Origin of the sequence: Methylobacterium nigriterrae (assembly GCF_037106235.1) — a bacterium.
Taxonomy (GTDB): Bacteria; Pseudomonadota; Alphaproteobacteria; order Rhizobiales; family Beijerinckiaceae; genus Methylobacterium; species Methylobacterium nigriterrae.
This window is the reverse complement of record NZ_JBAWTG010000047.1, coordinates 1-19,203: the sequence shown is the minus strand read 5'-3', so window position 1 is coordinate 19,203 and position 19,203 is coordinate 1. Positions and strand designations below refer to the sequence as shown.

The following is a 19,203-nucleotide window of genomic DNA, read 5'->3' as shown; positions in this document are numbered from 1 at the left end:
GAGGATGTCGGTGGGCCAAATCCAAGCCGTCCTGTAGAGACGCCTGTGACGACGGCGAGACGGGAGGCAACGATTTCCGACGATGCTTGGGCAACCGGCTTGGGTCTCCTCGCCGTCATCGCCCTGGTGCTGGCCAACGGCTTCTTCGTGGCCGCCGAGTTCGCCCTCGTAGCGATCCGCAGGAGTCGGGTTGCCGAACTCGTCAACGAACGGCGCTCAAACGCTCAGGCCCTGCTCTGGGCCACGGACCACCTCGACGCGCATCTTGCCGCGACCCAGCTCGGCATCACCATCTCCTCGCTGGCGCTAGGCTGGATCGGCGAGCCGGCGCTGGCGCACCTGGTCGAGCCCGTACTCACCTGGCTGCCCGGCTCACTCCCCACGGCCGGCGCCCACACTGTCGCCGTCGTCATCGCTTTCGTGGTCATCACCGCCCTGCACATCGTGCTCGGCGAACTCGCGCCGAAGAGCCTTGCGCTCCAGCGCAGCGAGCGCACCGCGCTCGCTATCATCCGGCCGCTCAGCCTGTTCCTATTCGTTTTCCGGCCGGCCATCGTCTTCCTCAATGGCCTCGGGAATGGCGTACTGCGCCTGTTCGGCCTCGAGCCGGGCCACGGCGAGGGCGGCCAGCACTCGACGGCCGAGCTCAACCTGCTGGTCGAGGCGAGCCGTGAGGCTGGCCTGATCCGCGAGGTGCAGCAGGAGGCGGTGGAGCGGATCTTCAGCCTTGGCGAGCGCCGCATTCGCGAGGTCATGACGCCACGCCACGAGATTGAGTGGGTCGACATCGAGGACGACGCGGCCCGCCTCCGGGACGAGGTGCGCGCCTGCAACCACGCTCAGATCGTCGTCAGCCGCGGCATCGTCGACGAGGTCGTCGGCCTCGTGCGCAAGCAGGATTTGCTCGACCGGATTCTCGATGGTGGCACGATCGACGTGAGGGCGGCCGCACGGCCGCCCATCGTGGTGCACGAGGCCATGTCGGTGCTGGCGGTGCTGGAAACCTTCCAGCGCAAGCCGGTACAGATGGCCATCGTCGTGGACGAGTACGGCAGCCTGGAGGGCATCGTCACGGCCACTGATCTTCTGGAAGCCATTGCGGGCGACATCCCGGAGCCCGGGGAGGAACCCGCGGTGGTCGAGCGGGAGGACGGCTCGCTCCTCATGGATGGCATGATGCTGGCCGAGGACGCGTTCGAGCGGCTCGGCGTCCTGGAGGATCCGGACACTGACGACTTCAACACGCTCGCCGGGTTCGTGATCTTCCGGCTCGGGCGCATTCCGGCGGAAGGCGACGCGGTCGAGGCGCATGCCTGGCGTTTTGAGGTCGTCGACATGGACGGCAGGCGCATTGACAAGATCCTGGCCACGCCCCTGACGGAGCCCTCGCTGCCTTAGGGGGCGTGACCGTCCTCCAAGCCTCCGGCCCGGGCGTCTGCTCCTTGGTCGCGATAGGCCAAAAACGTCGGAACCCGGTCGTTCGGGATCGCGTTTCGGGCGCGTGTCGAAATGCGAGGCGCTTAGATGGAAAAGCGGGCCAACGCCACGAGGAATGTCAACATGGGAAGCCCGTCCTTGCTTCTGGCCATCCTCGGATTTGCAGCGTCGACTACGACGGTTGTCGGCCTGATGACGGTACTTGGCTCGTTGGCCTGAGCGGACGACCCAGTACGGACATCGGGGCGACGCCTGCCCCGGGCCCGGGCGCGGTCATAGCCGACGCCGCGCCGGAGGAATGAACTCCAGTGCTCGTCGGTGGAGTGCCCGGATGCAGTCGCTTCATCTTCCGAACGCGACCCGGCCATTTGGCAGGCTTCCTCTCGGTCCCGCGCCGGCTACTTCGTGATGCGCTTCGGCGCGATGGGGTCGCTGGCCGGGAAGGTCTCCTCGACGGCTTCGTCCAGCAGCTGGTCCTGACGCTTCTCCAGGTTCTCGCCCGGCACGTAGGGTCCGGGCGCAGCCTCGGCTGCCCGGAAGGGGTCACATCGCCCGGAGACGCACTCTTCCGGGTTCGAGGTGGTGCCCGCTGCGGGAGCCTTGTTCGCTGGACTCATGGTCATAAGACCCTCCTGCACTGACCCTTACCAACGAGGGGTCGGACCGGATCGTTCGCTGTCCAGATCCAGCGCCTCTCCGGCCAACTACCCGGCTTGACATCGCACTCTCGGCGGCGATGTATGGAGGCTCGGGAAGCGATCTCCCGACGAGGCTCCGGCTGAAGAATCGCGTCCAACCTGCATTCGATGCAAGGACGCGCCATGCCTACGCCTTCCACCATCCCCGTCGACAAGCTCGCTCGTCTCTTCGGCACGCCTGCCTGCCCACTCGTCGTCGACGTCCGGCCGGACGACGCCTTCCGGGACGACCCGCTCCTGATCCCCGGCAGCATCAGACGTCCCGCCGACCAAGTCGACGCGTGGGCGCACGAACTCGCAGGCCGCAGCGTCGTCGTGGCCTGCAGCCACGGCCGCGATCTCAGCCACGGCACCGCCGCTTACCTGCGCCAGGCCGGTGTGTCCGCCGAAGCCCTGGAGGACGGGATCCAGGCCTGGGCCCGCGCCTTCCTGCCGATGGTCCCGGAGGACAGGCTGCCGAAGCGCGATGCGCGCGGACGCACCGTCTGGGTGACCCGCGCCCGGCCCAAGGTCGACCGCATCGCCTGCCCCTGGCTCATCCGCCGCTTCGTCGACCCGCAGGCGGTGTTCCTGTTCGTGCCGTCGTCGGATGTCCTGGGCGTAGCCGATCGGTTCGGGGCCGCCCCCTTCGACATCGACGAGCCGGGCGTGTTCTGGAGCCATCGGGGCGAGCTCTGCACCTTCGACGTCATGGTGGAGGAGCTCGGCCTCGCCACCGAGCCGCTCCGGCATCTCGCAACCCTGGTGCGCGGGGCCGACACCGCGCGGCCCGACCTCGCGCCGGAGGCCGCTGGGCTCCTCGCGGCCTCGCTCGGTCTCTCACGGATCTACGCCGATGACCTCGCCCAGCTCGACGCCGGGATGGTCCTCTACGACGCCTTCTATCGCTGGTGCCGCGACGCCACGGAGGAGACGCACAACTGGCCCACCAACAAGCCCAAGGCGAGGTCCTGACCATGGCGGATGCCGTGATCACCAACTCCACAGTGTCGCATGAGGTAGAGCGCCGAAGTCCTCCACAGCCTGTCACCCTGAGCGAGGCCCTGCCGGTCTGGGCGCGCGTGGCCGCGCTTTCGTTCGGCGGGCCGGCCGGGCAGATCGCGGTGATGCATCGCATCCTGGTCGAGGAGAAGCGCTGGATCTCCGAGAACCGCTTCCTGCATGCTCTGAACTTCTGCACCCTGTTGCCCGGCCCGGAGGCGCAGCAACTCGCGACCTATGTTGGCTGGCTCATGCACGGCACCCGCGGCGGGATTGTTGCCGGAGGGCCGTTCGTTGTGCCCGGCATTATCGCCATCATGGGCCTGAGCTGGGTCTACGCGCTCTACGGCAACGTCGGCCTCGTCGCCGGCCTGTTCTTCGGGCTGAAGGCGGCGGTGCTCGCCATCGTGGCGCAGGCGGTGCTGCGCATCGGCAGGCGAGCCTTGAAGAGCCGGGCCATGATTGGGCTCGCAGCCGCCTCGTTCGTGGCCATCTTCTTCCTGAATGTGCCGTTCCCCCTCATCGTCCTCACGGCCGGCCTCATCGGTTATTTCGGTGGCCGCCAAGGATTGCCGCAGTTCCAAGTAGGCGGGGGACATGATGCGTCCGGTAAGGACGATGGCGGCCCTTACCTACTGGGCGATGATGAACTCCCGCAGGAGCACGCCACTGCCGGGCAAACCCTGCGGGTCCTGGCGGTCTGGGCCGCGCTCTGGCTCGTGCCGGTCGCGCTCATCCTAGGGCTTCTCGGTCCCAGCCACGTCTTCGGCCAGATCGCCGTGTTCTTCTCCGAGATGGCGATGGTGACCTTCGGAGGTGCCTACGCGGTCCTGGCCTACGTCGCTCAGCAGGCGGTCGAGCACTATGGCTGGCTGAAGCCCGGCGAGATGCTGGACGGGCTCGGCATGGCCGAGACCACGCCCGGGCCGCTGATCATGGTGACGCAGTTCGTGGGCTTCATGGCGGCTTTCCGCAACCTGGGCTCGCTCTCCCCTCTGGTCGCCGGCACGCTTGGGGGCCTCCTGACCACCTGGGTAACGTTCGCGCCCTGCTTCCTCTGGATCTTCGTGGGCGCACCTTACGTCGAGCGCCTGCGCGGCAATCGGGCGCTTGCCGGGGCACTTGCGGCTATCACAGCGGCGGTGGTGGGCGTGATCCTCAACCTCGCGGTCTGGTTCGCGCTTCACACGATCTTTGCCGAGGTGCGGCCCTTCGCGGCGGGCCCGATCCGATTGGACGTGCCGGTTTTGTCCAGCCTGAATCCCTGGGCGCTTCTTCTGGCCCTGGCGGCCCTCCTGGCCGTGTTCCGCTTCAAGGCCGGCATGATCCCCACGCTCGCGGCCTGCTCCGCAGCTGGCGTGGCCTTGCACGTCGCGGGGCTCATCTGATGTGTGCCGGGTTGAAGGCCCTGCTCGTCGGGACGGCGGTTCTACTGGGATCCGGCACCGCGGGTCCGGCCGAAGCGTCTGAGGCCTTTCGACGGCTCACGGGTCCGCAGAGCAAGGCCCAGTTCGCCGGCATGGAGCTCACCGACGAGGTGCACTGGGCCTACGCCTTCGGCCGCGGCGGGCGGCTCGCCTCGACCACCCTCGGGCGGCGCGGCACCGGCTCCTGGCAGGTCGAGAAGGATGCGCTCTGCCTGACCGATGAGGCCGGCAAGCGGGAATGCAGTGATGTCTGGGCGGCCGGCACTCGGGTGCAGCTCCGGCGTGAAGGCGTTCTTCCCGAAGAGGGCATCCTGCGAAAGCCTGAGCACCGGCTGTGAGGCCGGGGCGCAAGATGGAGAAGAGACCATGCAACGCTTCACTGCAACCCTTGCGCTCCTGGGGCTCGTGGCCTGCGCGAGCGCGGCGTCAGCCGCCGAAGAGTGGCAGCAGGCCATCGCGACCGGCCTCGGCAAGCCGGGCACGGCGATGCCGGGCGGCGTCTACCGGGTCGGGCTGCCACGCACCGATCTTGCGGTCACGCTCGACGGCGTCCGGATCAAGCCGGCGCTCGCACTCGGTTCCTGGCTCGCCTTCCAGAAGACGAGCGACAACGAGGTCATGGTGATGGGCGACCTCGTCCTGACCGAGGACGAGATCAACCCAGTGATGACGCGCCTGATCGAGGGCGGCGTGGAGATCACGGCCGTGCACAACCACCTGCTGCGCGCCTCACCCGCCACGTTCTACATGCACGTCTCGGGTCACGGCGAGCCAGGCAAGCTGTCCACGACGCTGATGGGCGCGCTGGGCGCCAGTCGGACGCCGTTCGGGGGCGAGACGGCGGGCGGCAAGCCGCCGGCGACGGCCAGCACGGGCCCGGCCTCGTCCGGCGAGGGACCGGTGCCGGCGAGGACGACCGCGCCCGACCAAGCGCTCGATCTCGACACGGCCGCCATCGACCAGGCGCTCGGCCGTAAGGGCAAGGTCAACGGCGGCGTCTATGCCGTCAGCGTGCCGCGGTCGGAGAACCCGAAGGACCACGGCATGGTGGTGCCGGAGGCGATGGGCTCGGCCATCGCCATCAACTTCCAGCCGACCGGCGGTGGCAAGGCGGCCATCACCGGCGACTTCGTCCTCACCGCCGGCGAGGTGAACCCGGTGATCAAGGCGCTGCGGGGCAACGGCATCGAGGTGACGGCTCTGCACAACCACATGCTCGACGACGAACCGCGGCTGTTCTTCATGCACTTCTGGGCCAACGACGATGTGGGCAAGCTCGCCAAAGGCCTGCGTGCGGCGCTCGATCACGTGAAGGTGGCCAAGAGCTGAGCGGCTCAACAGGCGCGGCGGCATGCTGGCTTGGCTGCTTATCCCTTTCGCAGCGCTGGCAGGGGCGCTGACGACACTCCAGGCGGGCAGCAACGCGGCGCTGAAGAAGAGCCTCGGTGAGCCGCTGCCAGCCCTGCTGATCAACTACGGGCTCGGCATCGTGGTCCTCGCCAACCGCATCACTCGCCAGTCCTGGTTGGGTTTCGGCAAGCTCTCTGGCGTGCCCTGGTGGGCCTGGGTGGGCGGATTGGCCGCCATCGTTCTGGCCTACCGGCTGGGTGCCGCGACCCTGATGGCCTCTATTGTCACCGGACAGGTGATCGCCTCGGTGCTGCTCGACCATTTCGGCTGGCTCGGTTTCGAGGTGCACGCGGCCAACGTTTGGCGCCTGCTCGGGGCCGCGCTGATGATCATCGGCGTGGCGCTGGTGGCTCGGTTCTGAGCACGGGAGGGTGGCCATGGCCGAGTATGAAGGCCGAAAGCTCAGACGGTGCGGGGTCCCAGCCATGCTCACATCCCTGGCCATCCTACTCGTCGCGCCGCCCTCTGTTCTGCGGGCAGAAGAGAAGCCGGCGAGCATCGAGCAGGGAGCACCGAACGGCGGGTCGGTAGACGTCACGGATCGGACCACGCGCAGTCTCGCAGCCGCCTGTCTGGCCGAGCAAGGAGAGGCCTCGGGCTGGTGCAGCGCTTACCTCATGGGTGTCGCCGATACGCTCACGGCCTTAGGCATCGGCGGCGCCAAAGACGGGATCTGCGATGCCGACTACACCATCGGGTCCCTCGCAGAGACCTTCCTGACCTGGGCGCGCGCCAACGATAGCCTGCTGCGGCTCGACATGCTGGCCGGGGTCAGCCTGGCCTTCCGCCAACGGTGGCCATGTCGATGAGAGCGAAACTGACCGCCTCTCGCGGCTCGCCGGCACGGCGGCTAGCGCCCGCGACGCGTCGCAGGTGGCTGGGATGGCCCAGCCGCCGAACCCAAAGAGGACCATCTCGCTCGTGGCGGTATGCGGATGGGGCGGCCGCATGGCCTCGACCGCGCACAAGCCGGTGTTGGCGTCGGAGCCGGCTACCATTGTTGGCGCTGGACCGGGACACTTGGGCTATGGGCGCTTGTAATCTCGAGCTGCTGCAGGTCGCCGGCCTGGCCAAGCAGTATGGCCCGTACACCGCGCTGGCCGATGTGAACTTTGCGGTCTGTCGCGGCGAGATCCTCGGCCTGATCGGCCCAAACGGCTCGGGTAAGACGACGCTGCTCGAGTGCCTTGCCGGACTGCTTCCTACTGACCAGGGGGCGGTCGCCTGGCGAGGAGAGATCTTGCCGGCCAACCGACGCAAGACCGTCTTGTTCTATGTGCCCGATGGCATCGCCCCGTACGCGGAACACCGCGTGGCGGATGTCCTGTCTTTCCTGGGGCGCGTTTACCGGGTGCCTGTGGCTCGCATTGAGGAGACCGCCGCCGCACTCGGACTTGGTGGCGTGTCGCTCAAGCCGGTCGGCACCTTGTCGAAGGGGTATAGGCGGCGCCTCCTGCTCGCGCTCGGCGTGCTCACGCCGCATCCGCTGCTCGCCATGGACGAGCCATTCGATGGCCTCGACCTGCACCAGACCCGTGATGTTATGCGGCATCTGCGGGTCGTAGCAGCCCAAGGTCGATCGCTTCTGCTGTCCATCCATCAGCTCGCTGAGGCCGAGCGGATCTGCGATCGCTTTGTCTTGCTGGATGCCGGCCGCGTGCGCGGCGAGGGCACGCTGAATGCCCTGCGCGATATGGCTGGGCTTCCGCCTGATGCAGGGCTGGAGGACGTCTTCCTTGCCCTCACCTGATCTCATATCGCGGCGGCACGCACCCCTGACGCCCCTGCTCGCGAAAGAGCTGCGGGACCTGCTTGCCGGCCGGGCGCTTTGGGCTGTGATGCTGCTCCTGTGCCCGATCATGGGCTACGGGTTTGTTCAGGCCACCGCTCTCTACAGTGAAGCGAGCCGATCCGCAGCCTCATTCCCAGAACTCGCGCGTGGGCTGTCGCCGCTGGACGGCGTGCTCGTTCCGACCTTCGGCGCGTTCTACGTCGCCGTCACGTTGCTCTTTCCGTTCGTGGCGATCCGCGCCCTTGGCGCCGAGAAGCAGAACGGCGGCCTCAAACTGCTGCTTCAACTGCCCTATCGCTCGGCGACACTGATCGTGACCAAGCTCGTCGCGGTGCTCGCTGGCTGGTTACTCGCGGCGATGCCAGCTTTGTCGGCGCTCGCTTTGTGGTCGTTGCTCGGAGGGCATCTCTGGCCCGCGGAGACCCTGAATCTGTTGTTGGGTCACCTGCTATATGGATTGCTGATCGCTTGCATCGGCCTATTCGCGGCCGCGGTCACGGAGAGCCCCGCCACCGCCGCGATCCTGGCCCTGGCCTTCACACTCGGCGCATGGATCTTGGATTTTGCCGCCGCGGGTCAGGGCGCCTGGCTGCGCCGCCTCGCCGAGCTCTCGCCCACGGCCGCCTTGCGCGGCTTCGAGACTGGCCTGCTCTCCGGACCCGCAGTGCTCGGGATATTGACCGCCTCAGCGACATTCGGCGCTCTCGCATGCACGTGGCTACGCCCGGCACCTCCGGACCGCCGCAGGATGGCTCTGTCCGCCGGTATCATGGTGGGCACGCTCGCGGTTGGCGCTCTGGTGGGGCAGGCCCGCTACTATCTCGACACGGCTGAAGACCGGCGGAATTCATTTTCGCCGGTGGACGAGGCAGCTCTGCGGCAAGTGACCAAGCCGCTTGCCGTAACGATCTATCTCTCCCCCGAGGATCCCCGCTTTGCCGACTTCAACCGGCAGGTTCTCAGCAAGCTGCGTCGCCTCATGCCCGGTCTCTCCGCGACGCTGGCCGAAACATCGAAGTCCTTTTTCTCGCAAGCAGATGACGATCGCTATGGATTGATCAGATACGAGTACGGCAGCGCCCAAGCGGAGAGTCGCTCGACCAGCCCGCGCGAGGTGCTTCCACTAATCTACGAGCTGACTGGCGTCACCGCGAGCCCGTCCGTAGGGACGAATTATGTCGGTTATCCAATCGTCGTTGACGGACATATGGCTGCCCTCTGGTTCTACGGCGTCCTACCCACCATCGTCGTCTTCGGGTGGTGGCTGTCGAGGCGACCGATACGTCTGCGTCGCCTTCGCGCAACGGGAGACTCATCATGACGTCAATCCCCGGACCATGCTCTCTCAACCGGCGTCGCGCCCTGACCACAGGCGCAACTTTCCTCATCGTGCCAGCATTCATTCGCTCCGCCGACGCGGCTGCCCTCGGCCTGGTCGACTTTGCGGCCGAGACCGTCGGGGCCGAACCGAAGGCCTTCACCGCGATCGTCGGCAACTGGGTCATTGCTGCCGATGGCGACAATCGGGTGCTGGCGGTTGATGGGCGGCGATGGCGCGAGGGTCAGGCATCGTCGGGCATCGCCGACAAGGCGCGCGCCATCTACGGCGAGCGCTATGCGGAGTTCCTCGATAGTGTTCAGGCCTATGCCTACTTCCCATACGCGATTGCCCTGGGGGTGGAGGACTTCCGCGAGGGCGACATCACGGTGCGGTTCAAGCCGCTGGATGGCCGCATCGATCAAGGCGCGGGCATCCTGTTCAACCTGAAGCCCAACGGTGATTACCTGACGGTCCGCGCAAATGCCCTTGAGAACAACCTTGTTCTCTGGCAGGTCGTGAAGGGTCGACGAAGCTCAGTGAAGTGGGTTCGCAACACGCCCACTGCGACTCGTCAGTGGCATGAGCTGCGCGTTAGTGTGCAGGGTCGCACGGTCCAGTGCTATCTCGACGGCAAACTAACACTGACCCAGGAACTGTCCGCGCCAGTGACGGGAAGAGTTGGTCTTTGGTCTAAAGCAGACAGCTACGTCTTATTCGATGACTTCGCTGTCCATTAGGTCTACTGAACATGCAGACGAAGCCTGGAGACAATACGGCCGCTCAGATTGAGCGGCGTGGCAGCCTGGCTAGGAATTCAGCAGGGATCTTTACTCTGACTCGTGAGTAGCGCCGGATGTCCCATTTAAGCCCCCATCCTCCCAAGGTCGCCGTCGTTTGGCGTGGCGATGCCCAGGCACGTGCCGAGGCACGTCCGGAGACCAGCCGGTTCGCGGCGATCTTCACTGCCCTGGAGCGGCACGGGCTCGCCGGCGAGCCTGCCGTCTGGGTGAAAGGGCTCGCCGACGTCGTCAGGGCCCAGCTCATGGCGGTGGACGCGGTGCTGGTCTGGGTGAACCCGGTGACAGAGGACACCGGAGAGGGTCGTGACGCCTTGGACACGGTGCTGCGGGAGGTCGCCGCAGCCGGAATCCTCGTCAGCGCCCACCCGGACGTAATCAACCGGATAGGCACCAAGGAGGTGCTGTACCGGACCCGAGGGATGCCGTGGGGGACGGACACGTACCTCTACGGGAGCCATGCCGCCCTCGCGACGGAATTCCCCAGGCGCGTGGCCGCGGGGCCGCGGGTGCTGAAGCGCAGCCGGGGCAACGGCGGCATTGGCGTGTGGAAGGTCGAGCGCGCCATGGGTCCCGATGTCCTGGTGCAGGAGGCGCGCGACAGAAGGCTGCGTACCGTGCCGCTCCACGCATTCCTGACGGAGCGCACGTCCGACTTCTCGGCGGGCGGCACCCTCGTCGACCAGCCGTTCCAGGTGCGGCACTTGGAAGGGATGGTCCGATGCTACGTCAGCGGCACGCGCGTGGCGGGCTTCGGTGCCCAGCACGTGACCGCCCTAGCCTCGCCCGAACACGGGCGGGCGCCGCCGCGCCTGTATTCCGGGCCGGACGACGGTCGGTTCCAGCGCCTGCGCGACCTGCTCGAACGGGACTGGATACCGGAGATGGCGAACCTGCTCCGGTTGGAGCCGGATGACCTGCCGGTCATCTGGGACGCCGACTTCCTGCTGGGGCGGAAGAATGCCGCTGGCGAGGACAGTTACGTGCTCTGCGAGATCAACGCGAGCTCGGTGTACCCCATCCCCGACGAGGCGCACGACGCCTTGGCCGCGACGACGCTGCGGCGGCTGGCTGAGACCCGCGCCCGCTGGTCGGCGGGGCATGCCTGAGTACGTCGGCTCGCCGCCCGTTCGGACGGCGGCCGACGTTTCGGCATCCATGTACCCCCTCAGTACCCGTGATGGTGGTGGTGGCCGCGCTCGAAGTGGACGGGGCGGTCGTAGCCGTTTTGGTGGCTGCGATCGTGGCCGTAGCCATGAACGTAGCCGTGACCATAGCGGGGGTTATGGCCCCAGTGGTGGTGATGGTGATGCCTAGGCCCGTGTTCGTACCACTGCGCGGACGCCGCACCGGGGACCAGGACGAGCGCGGTGGCGACGAGACCTGCGAGACGTGCCTTCATGGGGATGACCTTTCGGCTCAAGGGTGAAGGCAACCTAGACGCGTCGCATTGAACCGGTTCTGAGGCCGCCGCGCAGCTTTTGTTCAGCGAACAGTGCCGCTTCGTCAGCCGGACCGCTCCACTCTGCGGAGCCGGCCACCGGCACCGTGTGCGTATCCCCGCGTTGACGGTTCCATCGACCCGAACGGCCTCAGGAAGAGCATGAACACGCCGCACATCCGGCGCCGGAACTAGTTGCCCGTGCTCGAACTTGCACATCATCAGCTTGGAACGGCGGCTCGGCCGAGCGGGACAACATAGGTCGACCGGTGCCCGGTGAAACGGTGCAGTTCAGCGCGAGGCAGGAGGCCGGCGACGGTGCGCCCGGAGCGATTGCGGTCTTCTCGTATGACCGCATGACCGTGGAGCGGTTCCGCGCCGCGTTCCCTCGCGCGCGATGGCGCGACGATATCAGCGCCTGGTTCGTCCCGGGCTCCACGGCGGAGCGGCGCCTGAAGGCGTGGTCCGGCCGCGAATGGTCGGGCGTCCTAGCATATGCCGACGAGCGCGGGCGCGACGCCTTCGCGTTCGAGCCGATCACGAGCCCCTACCTAGAGGTCGCCGACGACCTGGCGGTCAGGACGCCGTATTCCCGCGCCGTCGTCGCCGAGTTGCGGATGGTGCCGTGGGCGCGGTGGGACCCGGCGTCTAGGGCGTGGCGCGTCCCGTTCCGGTCGTTCGAGGAGCTGCGCCGACGCTGGCCAAACATCGAGGATGCCGCCCGCCGGGCCGAGCCCAAGGAGCGACTGAAACGGGCGGCGAGCCGCAGGACCTCACCCGAGCACGGGGACAGGCTGGCGGCGACCAGGGCAGCGGCAGTAGCCCCGGGGGCGCTGGCGGGGCTGCCAAGCCGCCTTTCGACTGAGCCGACATCACGCTTGGCAGCCTCGTGCTCGCCAAGGAGGACGACCCGGACGACGGCTACTACCTTGCCAAGGTGATCGCCACGAAGGCCGACAACCACTTTGTCCTGAAGTGGGTGAACTACCCTAACCTGATGGAGTTCACGCGTCACCGGCTCGCGCTCGGACTGCTGCACCCCGGCACGCCGACGAAGGGCCGGTGAGGCGATGCGCACGCCCTCAAACGTCGCGGCGAGGCTCGCCGCGACACCTTATGCCGCTCGCGTGCGGGCACTGAACGATGCCCTGCGCCGGAGATATGCCGGCGGCCGAGTGGTCACCACGAGCGGCATTGCCGCCCTGCCGGAAAGCTCGCAGGGTGCCGTGCTTGCGGCGGTGCGCGGATTCGACACCTTTGACGCCCGGAACGATCCTTACGGTGAGCACGACTTCGGGACCGTCACAGTCGCAGGGCTACTCTGCTTCTGGAAAATCGATGCGAACAACCTGAGCCTCGGTGGCCACTCGCCTGATCCGGCCGACCCGGCCGTCACAGTGCGGGTGCTCACGATCATGCGAGCCGAAGAGTACTGACAGGACTGGGCCGGCTTCACTTCCCCAAGGTTGAGAGGCCGGCGGTTTCTTCAAACGACACCCGGGCTGTTGCCTACAGGCCGGGCAGCATCCCGGGCAGCATCAGGTTCGCTGGGACGTCGCAGCCCTCGTGTGCACAGCATCCGTTCCGGAGCACGTGAGGAGGTCAATCAGACATTCAGAGTCAATGCCCCCTTACCGCGCGAGACGCAGACCAGCATCTTTTTGCCTTCTGCCCGCTCGGCAGCCGAAAGAACTGAATCGCGATGGATGATCTCTCCAGCCAGGACCTCAACTTCACAGGTCCCGCAACTCCCGGCGCGACACCCGAATGGGACCTCGATGCCGGCGTGCTCCAGGCCATCCAGCAGCGATTCGACTGCCCCGACATCGACCGTCTTGCCTGAATGTTGGCATTCCGCCTCGAACGGCTCGTCGCCCTTCTTGGGTCCAGCGCCGAAGCGCTCGACGTGAATCGACTCCGGCGGCCAGCCGAGAGCTTCAGCCGCATTCACCGCGGCATCCATGAGTCCGCTGGGTCCGCAGGTGTACACATGCGTTCCCTCCGGCTGGCGGCGAATGAGCGTGGGTATGTCAAGCTTCTGTCCGAGACTTTCATCGTAAAGATGAACATTAGGGTCGCCTTGGAATTGTAGGAATGGAACAAAGGCTGCCGTCTCGGCACTGCGGAACGCGTAGTGCAGCTCGACCCGCTCTTCGGCCTGTCTGAGATGGGAACGATGGGCGAGCAGCGGCGTGATGCCGATACCGCCGGCGATCAGCAGGTGTTTGACCGCATGCTCGGCCGTCGGAAAATAGTTCGCGGGCACGGAGATCGTGAGTTCGGAACCGCGTTCGACTTTCTCGTGCAGGAACTTCGAGCCCCCTTTAGAGGGCGCCGCGAGCTGGACCGCGATGAAGTAAGCGAGACCCTCAGCATAACCGCCGTTGATGAGCGAGTAGCTGTTGCGGTAGACTTTGCCGCCGTCCCGCATGTGGATCACGATATGGCTTCCTGGCGTAAAGCGCGGGAGCAGCCCCCCGGTCGGGTGAGTCAATGCAAAGAGTTTGACCGTACTGCTTACGTCCCAAAGCCCGGCCACCTTCACGGTCATGATCTGGCGCTTGTCCAACCCGAGCTGCTGGTCGGACATGCCGGCGAGCTTCTCCGCCGTTGCCGTTTGCTTGACCACGCTATCTTCCGGTGCTGTGACGATTTTGGCCGCCCGGCGTTCAAAGGCAACCGGCAGCTTGGTGAAGCTCTTGACGAAGGTCACCTTCTGCTTGGCGAGTTCAGGCTGACCCTTGCGCTCGAAGGACGAGACGCGCGCGAACCACTCTTCGAATGCGACGCGCGCCTCAAGACGGGCGAGCGCCTGCCCGATGCACTGGTGGTTTCCGCTGCTGAAGCTGAGCACCCGCGGGATTTTGCGGCGTAGGTCAAAAACCTCCGGATTCTCGAACACCAATTCGTCGTGGTTCGCCGAGCTGACTACCGGGGCGACGATGCAGCCCGCGGGCACCTTCACCCCGGCCTTCTCAGTGTCGCGAAGCGCCTTGCGCCGCAAGGTAATGACCGGGCCATTGAATCGCAGGCTTTCCTCGAACGCGTTGACGGCGAGCGACAGGTCGTTGGCAAGGAGTCGCATCTGATCCGGGTGTTCGAGTAGGCAATCCAGCGTCAGTGTGAGTGCCTGCGTCGTCAAGTCATTGCCGGCGATGAGGCAGAGTTTCATCAGGGTAAGGGCTTCCCTCTCGGTCAGCCGGTCGCCCCCTTCCGCCGCCTGGATAAGGTAGGTGATCAAATCCTGTTGGGGCAACTTGCGCCGCTCTTCGATTTGCTCCTTGAGAAATGCCTCCATGTCTTTGGCATCGCTGGCAATTTCCTGGTAGCGTTTCTGTCGCGCCGCTTTGTCCTTGATGGCATGGGCCGCGTCAACTCCCATCATTGAGTTGGCCCAGCGTGCGAACGTCTCCGTCATTGAGGAGTCAACGCCGAGAAGACCCGACATCACTGTGGAGGGGAGCGGGAGGGTGAACTGATGAAGGAAATCGCACTCGTTGCCGCCGGCCATGATGCCGTCGATTAGCTTGTGAGCGATTTCACGCGTGTGGGACTCCATTGCAGCCACGCGCTGGGGCGTGAAGGCTTGTTGCATGAGGATGCGCACGCGCGTGTGCTTCGGCGGGTCTTCCCGCAGCAATGTGTCGATCTTCGTCTCTTCTTCTGCTCCGGGCACGGGCTGACTGCGCTCGAATTCCACAGAAAATGTCTTGAAGTCGCGGAGAATCGAATCACAATCAGCCCAGCGCAGGAACCCGAGAATGCCGAGCGGCTCCACGCGGCAGATCGGTCCTTTGGCGCGCAGCTCATCTAAAATCCGGTTACCTTCGACAAGGAAGTTCGGATTGCTAAGGTCGAGAACCGGTAGCGCATCGAAACCGACCGGAACAGGGTCCGCTGACAGACCATTCTTGGCAAGCGGAGGCGTCTTGCGCGATGCATGAAGGGGCATTCTTTCCTCCCTACAGCCTTGCTACGAGCTTTGCTATACTGAACAGGGGGAGTGCAATTTATTATAGGCAATTCCAGCGATACTCTTGATCGTTTGGGACATTCGGCCCGTAGCGGTTTCCGCGCACCTTATATCCGGCGGCAGTTGCGACTTGACGGGCCCGGCGAAAGCCGGCTTGTGGCGTGTAGCCGAACAAGTCAGACGCGAGCTCCTGAGCTTGAGCGGGCTCCGAACGCGGTCCCTCCTGGCGCTACTGCCGCTCATGTCAGGACCGGCTCGCTAGACGGCCCACCGTCGTGAAGGATGCGGTAGACCTGCATATGCGAGCAGCCGACAGCAGCGGAAATGGCGGCTGGGCCACTGCCCGCCGCCTGCATCGTCTTCACTCGCTCGCATTCGAGCCGGCGCTTTCCGCCGGTGTAGGTGCCCTCGCCCTTCGCCCGCACAATGCCTTCACGTTGGCGCTCCTTGATGAAGCGCCGCTCCATTTATGACCAAGCTCAAGTCCGACCATCGCCACTCGCGGAGTGGATATTTTTACTCGACCTCTGCCTACTTGTTGTAAGTAAAAAAGCGCGAAGATGATATAAAGTGCGAAGCCGCTGTTAGTTCGAAGCGTACCAAGGAGGTGGCAATGACAAGCTCAAGGACGCGCAGTGGCGTGGTGACCTTCGCCCTTCTTCTCGGGACGTTCGGAGGAGCGGCACAGGCGAGTCCAAGCGTCCGCGTCGCTCAGGGCACGGTCACGATCCCCAACGACGCGCAGATCAACCGCCTGGAGCGAGACTCGATCACCACGCCCCCGCTTGATGTCAGCGAAGGCGTCCAGCGGGGCAGTCAAGGGGCGCAGATCCGGCAGATGGATCGACGTGATCACCGCATCGATCAGAAGCTCCTGAAGCACGACGGCGTCTGCGACGACTGCTGATCACGGCCGCCGGGGCTCCACGCGTGATCGGGCGCCTAGCGTGAATGCGAGGACCTGCCCTGCAGGATCCGCGAGCATGATGGGGCCGAGGCGCCGGGAGGGCCGCGATGATGTCAGACGCGACGCCCATCGATCCCAGTCCTGCGACGACAAGCCAGGAGCGGCTCGCCGCCCGCCAGCCGCGCCGCAGTCTTATGAAGCATGCCCCTGCTTCGGACGCCTCGGAGTTCGTCCAAGTCACCCCGCCTCTGGGATCGCGCCTCGGACGCAACGCTCGCCCGAGGCGCCGACGCTCACGCCGACCGGGTGCCGAAGAGAAGAGAGTGCAAGCGGTTACCCCCGAGCGCACGGCCGATCTCGCGATAGGCGAAGTATGGGATCAGCGCCACGAACATCACCCATGCGAAGGTCGCCAACCCGCGTGGACCGCCGGCGATGTCGGGCAGAACCTCACTTATGGTCCTCCCGTGCCAGGCGCCCACCAGCACCTCCTCCAGCACGTAGGCCGCCGTCAGGACGGCCGCAAACAGGGCAGCGCGGTTCAGGATCGCATAAACGAGCGGCCCCTGCTGCAGGCGGCGCCCAAGGGAGAGCGAGCCCAGCTTTGTCGCCTCAATCACCAGCATGAATTTGGCGAGCACGAGGGCATTGATCAGGCCGAGCGCATAGAAGTGGTAACTCGAGTAGTGCGGAACGTCCTGATCGATCCGGGCGTAGATGTTGAGGCTGAACAGGATCAGCGTTCCGAAGACGACCACCAGGTAAGCGGCAAAGGCGAGGTAGCGCTTCGCCTCCTCGGCGGCGCGCCGGGCGATGGACGGTTTCGTCGCGCTCGGGTCCCTGTTCTCCGGTGCTGGAGTCAGAGGAGCTCCCGCGGGACTGGTCAGTGACATGGCTGGTCTCCCCGATTGACGAGGCATCATGACGCCCCAAGGATTCGGCGTGCCTATGCACGCGGCGCCTCCCGGGACCGGCACGTCCCCGGCCTAATCCGCTCCCTTGGTCGATCTCTGGGGTGCGGTGGCCTCCCTAGAGCGGGGCGGCGAGCCCGAGACCGATGACGGCTCCCAGAGCAAGCTTGAACTTACTGCACCCACGCCGGAAGCACCGACTCCGAGCGGCGGCCTTCGGCTGCCCAAGGAAGCTCAGGGCGTCCTCGCAAGGCTTGGGTCCGGCAGATTACTCACTAACTCGGGATTTTTACACGTAAAAGACAGTTGCTCCTCTGCAATAAATTCCAATTAAGTACGTCATCGTACAGGATCAACTCCTGATAACCTGCGCTGCCTATGAAAGCTTGGCCGCATCTTCGACAGTACACAACCGCCGATAGCGTCGTGTCTTGCGGTATGCGAGATTCCTGTTCCCGCTTCACTCGCCCACCCGGGAGGGTCGGCCATGCCGGGCAGCCTGAAAGATGCTGAGAGCCGCGTCCTCGTCCTACTGGGGGGGCGGGGCGCTGGGGTCCTACCAGGCGGGGGTCTACGAGGGACTCTGCGAAGGCGGACATAAACCGGACTGGGTCGCCGGCATCTCCATCGGCGCCATCAACGCCGCCCTCATCGCCGGCAACCCGCCGGAGCAGCGCGCAGAGCGGCTGCGCATCTTCAGGGAGAAGGTCTCCTCGGGCATCCAAGGTCAGCCTTTTCTCCCCGGCGAGCAGGCCCGCGCCTGGTTCAACAAGGCCAGCGCCGCCCTGATCGCGAGCGTCGGCGTACCAGGCTTCTTCACGCCCCGCTGGCCGCCGGCCCTGTTCTACCCGCCGGGCGCTCCCGAGGCCCTTAGCTACTACGACACCGCCGCGCTGAGGGGGACGCTGGAGGTGCTGGTGGACTTCGACCGCATCAATGCCCCCGAGACACGACTGAGCGTCGGCGCCGTCAACGTCCGCACGGGCAACTTCGTCTACTTTGACAACCTGCGCGACCGGATCGGACCCGAGCACATCATGGCCTCGGGCGCGCTGCCGCCGGGCTTTCCGCCGGTCGAGATCGACGGCGAGCATTACTGGGACGGGGGGCTCGTCTCCAACACCCCGCTGGAATACGGGCTGGACCAGGAGCCTACCAAGGACCTCAAGGTTTTTCAGGTCGATCTCTTCCTTGCCCGGAGCCCGTTGCCCCGTACCTTGGTCGAGGCGGCTGAGCGCGAGAAGGACATCCGCTACTCAAGCCGCACCCGCCTCAACACCGATACGGCCATACGCTTGCGCAATGCCAAGGCCGCGTTTCGCCGCTTGGCCGAGAAATTGCCCCCGGAGCTGCGCCAGGATCCCGACGTGGCCTTTCTATCCAAGGTCAGCCACGAGAACGCGGTCACGATCATGCAGGTGATCTATCGGCGCAAGAACTACGAGGGCAACGCGAAGGACTACGAGTTCTCGCGCCAGACCATGCTGGAGCACTGGGAGGCCGGCCGCAGCGACGTCAAGCGGGCGTTCCGGAATCGCGGCTGGATGGAGCATGCGCGTGCGGAGGACGGGATCACCGTCTTCGACCTGACCCGCGACGCTCGCGACTGATTCAACCTTCGGCAGAAGAGGAGAGATCGAACCATGACCCGTGAAGACATCCTCGGGGCTCCCTCGATGCCGGCGTTCAGCCCGAGCTACCCGCGCGGGCCCTACCGCTTCATCCGGCGCGAGTACCTGATCATCACCTACGAGACCGACCCGGAGGCTCTGCGCGCAGCCTTGCCAGAGCCGCTCGAGCCCGCGCCGGGAAACCTCGCCTTCTACGAGTGGATGAAGATGCCAGACTCCTCCGGCTTCGGTGACTACGAGGAGAGCGGCTCGGCCATCGTGGCGACCTACAAGGGCCAGCCCTGCAACTTCTCGGTGCAAATGTATCTCGACGACGAACCGCCGATCACAGCGGGGCGCGAGATCTGGGGATTTCCGAAGAAGTACGGCGTGCCGAGACTACGGCCTGTTAGCTCTTGAGCCAGTCCAGAGCGGCTGCGAGCGAGAGAACGCCCATGAAGCTTGAAGCTGTCTTCTCGTAGCGGGTTGCGATGGCAC

18 protein-coding genes and 3 pseudogenes are annotated in these 19,203 nt (G+C 65.7%); 16 read left to right on the top strand and 5 right to left on the bottom strand.

Features of this window, described 5'->3' with window-relative positions:
* Positions 1 to 72 precede the first annotated feature (72 nt).
* On the top strand, positions 73 to 1,398 hold the full coding sequence (locus WDW90_RS21295) for a hemolysin family protein (RefSeq protein ID WP_431311093.1): 1,326 nt from the start codon (positions 73 to 75) through the stop codon (positions 1,396 to 1,398).
* A 437-nt stretch (positions 1,399 to 1,835) separates the two neighbouring features.
* On the opposite strand, the gene WDW90_RS21290 is transcribed toward WDW90_RS21295, so the two are convergent.
* Positions 1,836 to 2,054, bottom strand: a complete 219-nt coding sequence (locus WDW90_RS21290; protein ID WP_336489466.1) for a hypothetical protein — start codon at positions 2,052 to 2,054, stop codon at positions 1,836 to 1,838.
* Positions 2,055 to 2,258: 204 nt separating this feature from the next.
* Between WDW90_RS21290 and WDW90_RS21285 the strand changes: the two genes are divergently transcribed.
* From WDW90_RS21285 to WDW90_RS21230, 12 genes are all read left to right on the top strand, one after another.
* Positions 2,259 to 3,089, top strand: a complete 831-nt coding sequence (locus WDW90_RS21285) for a chromate resistance protein ChrB domain-containing protein (protein ID WP_336489465.1) — start codon at positions 2,259 to 2,261, stop codon at positions 3,087 to 3,089.
* Positions 3,090 to 3,091: 2 nt separating this feature from the next.
* A complete protein-coding gene (chrA, locus tag WDW90_RS21280) occupies positions 3,092 to 4,504 on the top strand; it encodes a chromate efflux transporter (RefSeq protein ID WP_336489464.1) in 1,413 nt (470 codons plus the stop codon).
* A gap of 11 nt (positions 4,505 to 4,515) precedes the next feature.
* Complete coding sequence (locus tag WDW90_RS21275; RefSeq protein ID WP_336489463.1) at positions 4,516 to 4,881, top strand: hypothetical protein; 366 nt, start codon at positions 4,516 to 4,518, stop codon at positions 4,879 to 4,881.
* A 28-nt stretch (positions 4,882 to 4,909) separates the two neighbouring features.
* Positions 4,910 to 5,872, top strand: a complete 963-nt coding sequence (locus tag WDW90_RS21270) for a DUF1259 domain-containing protein (protein WP_336489462.1) — start codon at positions 4,910 to 4,912, stop codon at positions 5,870 to 5,872.
* 22 nt (positions 5,873 to 5,894) lie between these two features.
* Positions 5,895 to 6,314, top strand: coding sequence for a DMT family transporter (locus WDW90_RS21265; protein ID WP_336489461.1), 420 nt, complete (start codon positions 5,895 to 5,897; stop codon positions 6,312 to 6,314).
* Positions 6,315 to 6,378: 64 nt separating this feature from the next.
* Positions 6,379 to 6,762 carry a Rap1a/Tai family immunity protein gene (locus WDW90_RS21260; protein ID WP_336489460.1) on the top strand — a complete coding sequence of 128 codons (384 nt, stop codon included), beginning with the start codon at positions 6,379 to 6,381 and terminating at the stop codon, positions 6,760 to 6,762.
* A gap of 188 nt (positions 6,763 to 6,950) precedes the next feature.
* On the top strand, positions 6,951 to 7,703 hold the full coding sequence (locus WDW90_RS21255) for an ABC transporter ATP-binding protein (protein ID WP_336489459.1): 753 nt from the start codon (positions 6,951 to 6,953) through the stop codon (positions 7,701 to 7,703).
* On the top strand, positions 7,690 to 9,066 hold the full coding sequence (locus WDW90_RS21250) for an ABC transporter permease subunit (RefSeq protein ID WP_336489458.1): 1,377 nt from the start codon (positions 7,690 to 7,692) through the stop codon (positions 9,064 to 9,066). Before WDW90_RS21255 ends, WDW90_RS21250 begins: the two co-directional genes overlap by 14 nt.
* Complete coding sequence (locus WDW90_RS21245) at positions 9,063 to 9,803, top strand: LamG domain-containing protein (protein ID WP_336489457.1); 741 nt, start codon at positions 9,063 to 9,065, stop codon at positions 9,801 to 9,803. Before WDW90_RS21250 ends, WDW90_RS21245 begins: the two co-directional genes overlap by 4 nt.
* A 116-nt stretch (positions 9,804 to 9,919) precedes the next feature.
* The gene (locus WDW90_RS21240) at positions 9,920 to 10,972 is read left to right on the top strand and encodes a Cj0069 family protein (RefSeq protein ID WP_336489456.1); all 1,053 of its coding nucleotides are present in this window, start codon (positions 9,920 to 9,922) and stop codon (positions 10,970 to 10,972) included.
* A 1,221-nt stretch (positions 10,973 to 12,193) separates the two neighbouring features.
* Entirely contained in the window at positions 12,194 to 12,370 is a 177-nt protein-coding gene (locus WDW90_RS21235; RefSeq protein WP_336489455.1) for a hypothetical protein, read from the top strand.
* Positions 12,371 to 12,374: 4 nt separating this feature from the next.
* Positions 12,375 to 12,740, top strand: coding sequence for a DUF3768 domain-containing protein (locus WDW90_RS21230; protein ID WP_336489454.1), 366 nt, complete (start codon positions 12,375 to 12,377; stop codon positions 12,738 to 12,740).
* A 170-nt stretch (positions 12,741 to 12,910) separates the two neighbouring features.
* Here the strand turns inward: WDW90_RS21230 and WDW90_RS21225 are convergent, their stop codons facing one another.
* Both WDW90_RS21225 and WDW90_RS21220 read right to left on the bottom strand, forming a co-directional pair.
* Positions 12,911 to 15,256 carry a cytochrome P450 gene (locus WDW90_RS21225; protein WP_336489453.1) on the bottom strand — a complete coding sequence of 782 codons (2,346 nt, stop codon included), beginning with the start codon at positions 15,254 to 15,256 and terminating at the stop codon, positions 12,911 to 12,913.
* Between the two features lie 260 nt (positions 15,257 to 15,516).
* Positions 15,517 to 15,744 (bottom strand): annotated as a pseudogene (locus tag WDW90_RS21220) (hypothetical protein); the annotation flags it as partial.
* A 146-nt stretch (positions 15,745 to 15,890) separates the two neighbouring features.
* Here WDW90_RS21220 and WDW90_RS21215 point away from each other — a divergent pair.
* Positions 15,891 to 16,184, top strand: coding sequence for a hypothetical protein (locus WDW90_RS21215; RefSeq protein WP_336489452.1), 294 nt, complete (start codon positions 15,891 to 15,893; stop codon positions 16,182 to 16,184).
* 293 nt (positions 16,185 to 16,477) lie between these two features.
* Here WDW90_RS21215 and WDW90_RS21210 read toward each other — a convergent pair whose 3' ends face one another.
* Positions 16,478 to 17,077, bottom strand: a complete 600-nt coding sequence (locus WDW90_RS21210; RefSeq protein WP_336489451.1) for a hypothetical protein — start codon at positions 17,075 to 17,077, stop codon at positions 16,478 to 16,480.
* A 524-nt stretch (positions 17,078 to 17,601) separates the two neighbouring features.
* On the opposite strand from WDW90_RS21210, the gene WDW90_RS21205 reads away from it, so the two are divergent.
* Positions 17,602 to 18,705, top strand: coding sequence for a patatin-like phospholipase family protein (locus tag WDW90_RS21205; RefSeq protein ID WP_336489450.1), 1,104 nt, complete (start codon positions 17,602 to 17,604; stop codon positions 18,703 to 18,705).
* Positions 18,706 to 18,738: 33 nt separating this feature from the next.
* Positions 18,739 to 19,110: pseudogene (locus WDW90_RS21200) on the top strand (acetoacetate decarboxylase); the annotation flags it as partial.
* Positions 19,111 to 19,114: 4 nt separating this feature from the next.
* Here WDW90_RS21200 and WDW90_RS21195 read toward each other — a convergent pair.
* Positions 19,115 to 19,203, bottom strand: a pseudogene (locus WDW90_RS21195) (IS5-like element ISMex42 family transposase); the annotation flags it as partial.

Excerpts from the sequence above, each read along its gene's own strand:
- WDW90_RS21290 (WP_336489466.1), bottom strand. The coding sequence starts at position 2,054 with ATGAGTCCAGCGAACAAGGCTCCCGCAGCGGGCACCACCTCGAACCCG.
- WDW90_RS21285 (WP_336489465.1), top strand. The coding sequence starts at position 2,259 with ATGCCTACGCCTTCCACCATCCCCGTCGACAAGCTCGCTCGTCTCTTC.
- chrA (WP_336489464.1), top strand. The coding sequence starts at position 3,092 with ATGGCGGATGCCGTGATCACCAACTCCACAGTGTCGCATGAGGTAGAG.
- WDW90_RS21270 (WP_336489462.1), top strand. The coding sequence starts at position 4,910 with ATGCAACGCTTCACTGCAACCCTTGCGCTCCTGGGGCTCGTGGCCTGC.
- WDW90_RS21265 (WP_336489461.1), top strand. The coding sequence starts at position 5,895 with ATGCTGGCTTGGCTGCTTATCCCTTTCGCAGCGCTGGCAGGGGCGCTG.
- WDW90_RS21260 (WP_336489460.1), top strand. The coding sequence starts at position 6,379 with ATGCTCACATCCCTGGCCATCCTACTCGTCGCGCCGCCCTCTGTTCTG.
- WDW90_RS21245 (WP_336489457.1), top strand. The coding sequence starts at position 9,063 with ATGACGTCAATCCCCGGACCATGCTCTCTCAACCGGCGTCGCGCCCTG.
- WDW90_RS21240 (WP_336489456.1), top strand. The coding sequence starts at position 9,920 with ATGTCCCATTTAAGCCCCCATCCTCCCAAGGTCGCCGTCGTTTGGCGT.
- WDW90_RS21230 (WP_336489454.1), top strand. The coding sequence starts at position 12,375 with ATGCGCACGCCCTCAAACGTCGCGGCGAGGCTCGCCGCGACACCTTAT.
- WDW90_RS21225 (WP_336489453.1), bottom strand. The coding sequence starts at position 15,256 with ATGCCCCTTCATGCATCGCGCAAGACGCCTCCGCTTGCCAAGAATGGT.
- WDW90_RS21215 (WP_336489452.1), top strand. The coding sequence starts at position 15,891 with ATGACAAGCTCAAGGACGCGCAGTGGCGTGGTGACCTTCGCCCTTCTT.
- WDW90_RS21210 (WP_336489451.1), bottom strand. The coding sequence starts at position 17,077 with ATGTCACTGACCAGTCCCGCGGGAGCTCCTCTGACTCCAGCACCGGAG.
- WDW90_RS21205 (WP_336489450.1), top strand. The coding sequence starts at position 17,602 with ATGCTGAGAGCCGCGTCCTCGTCCTACTGGGGGGGCGGGGCGCTGGGG.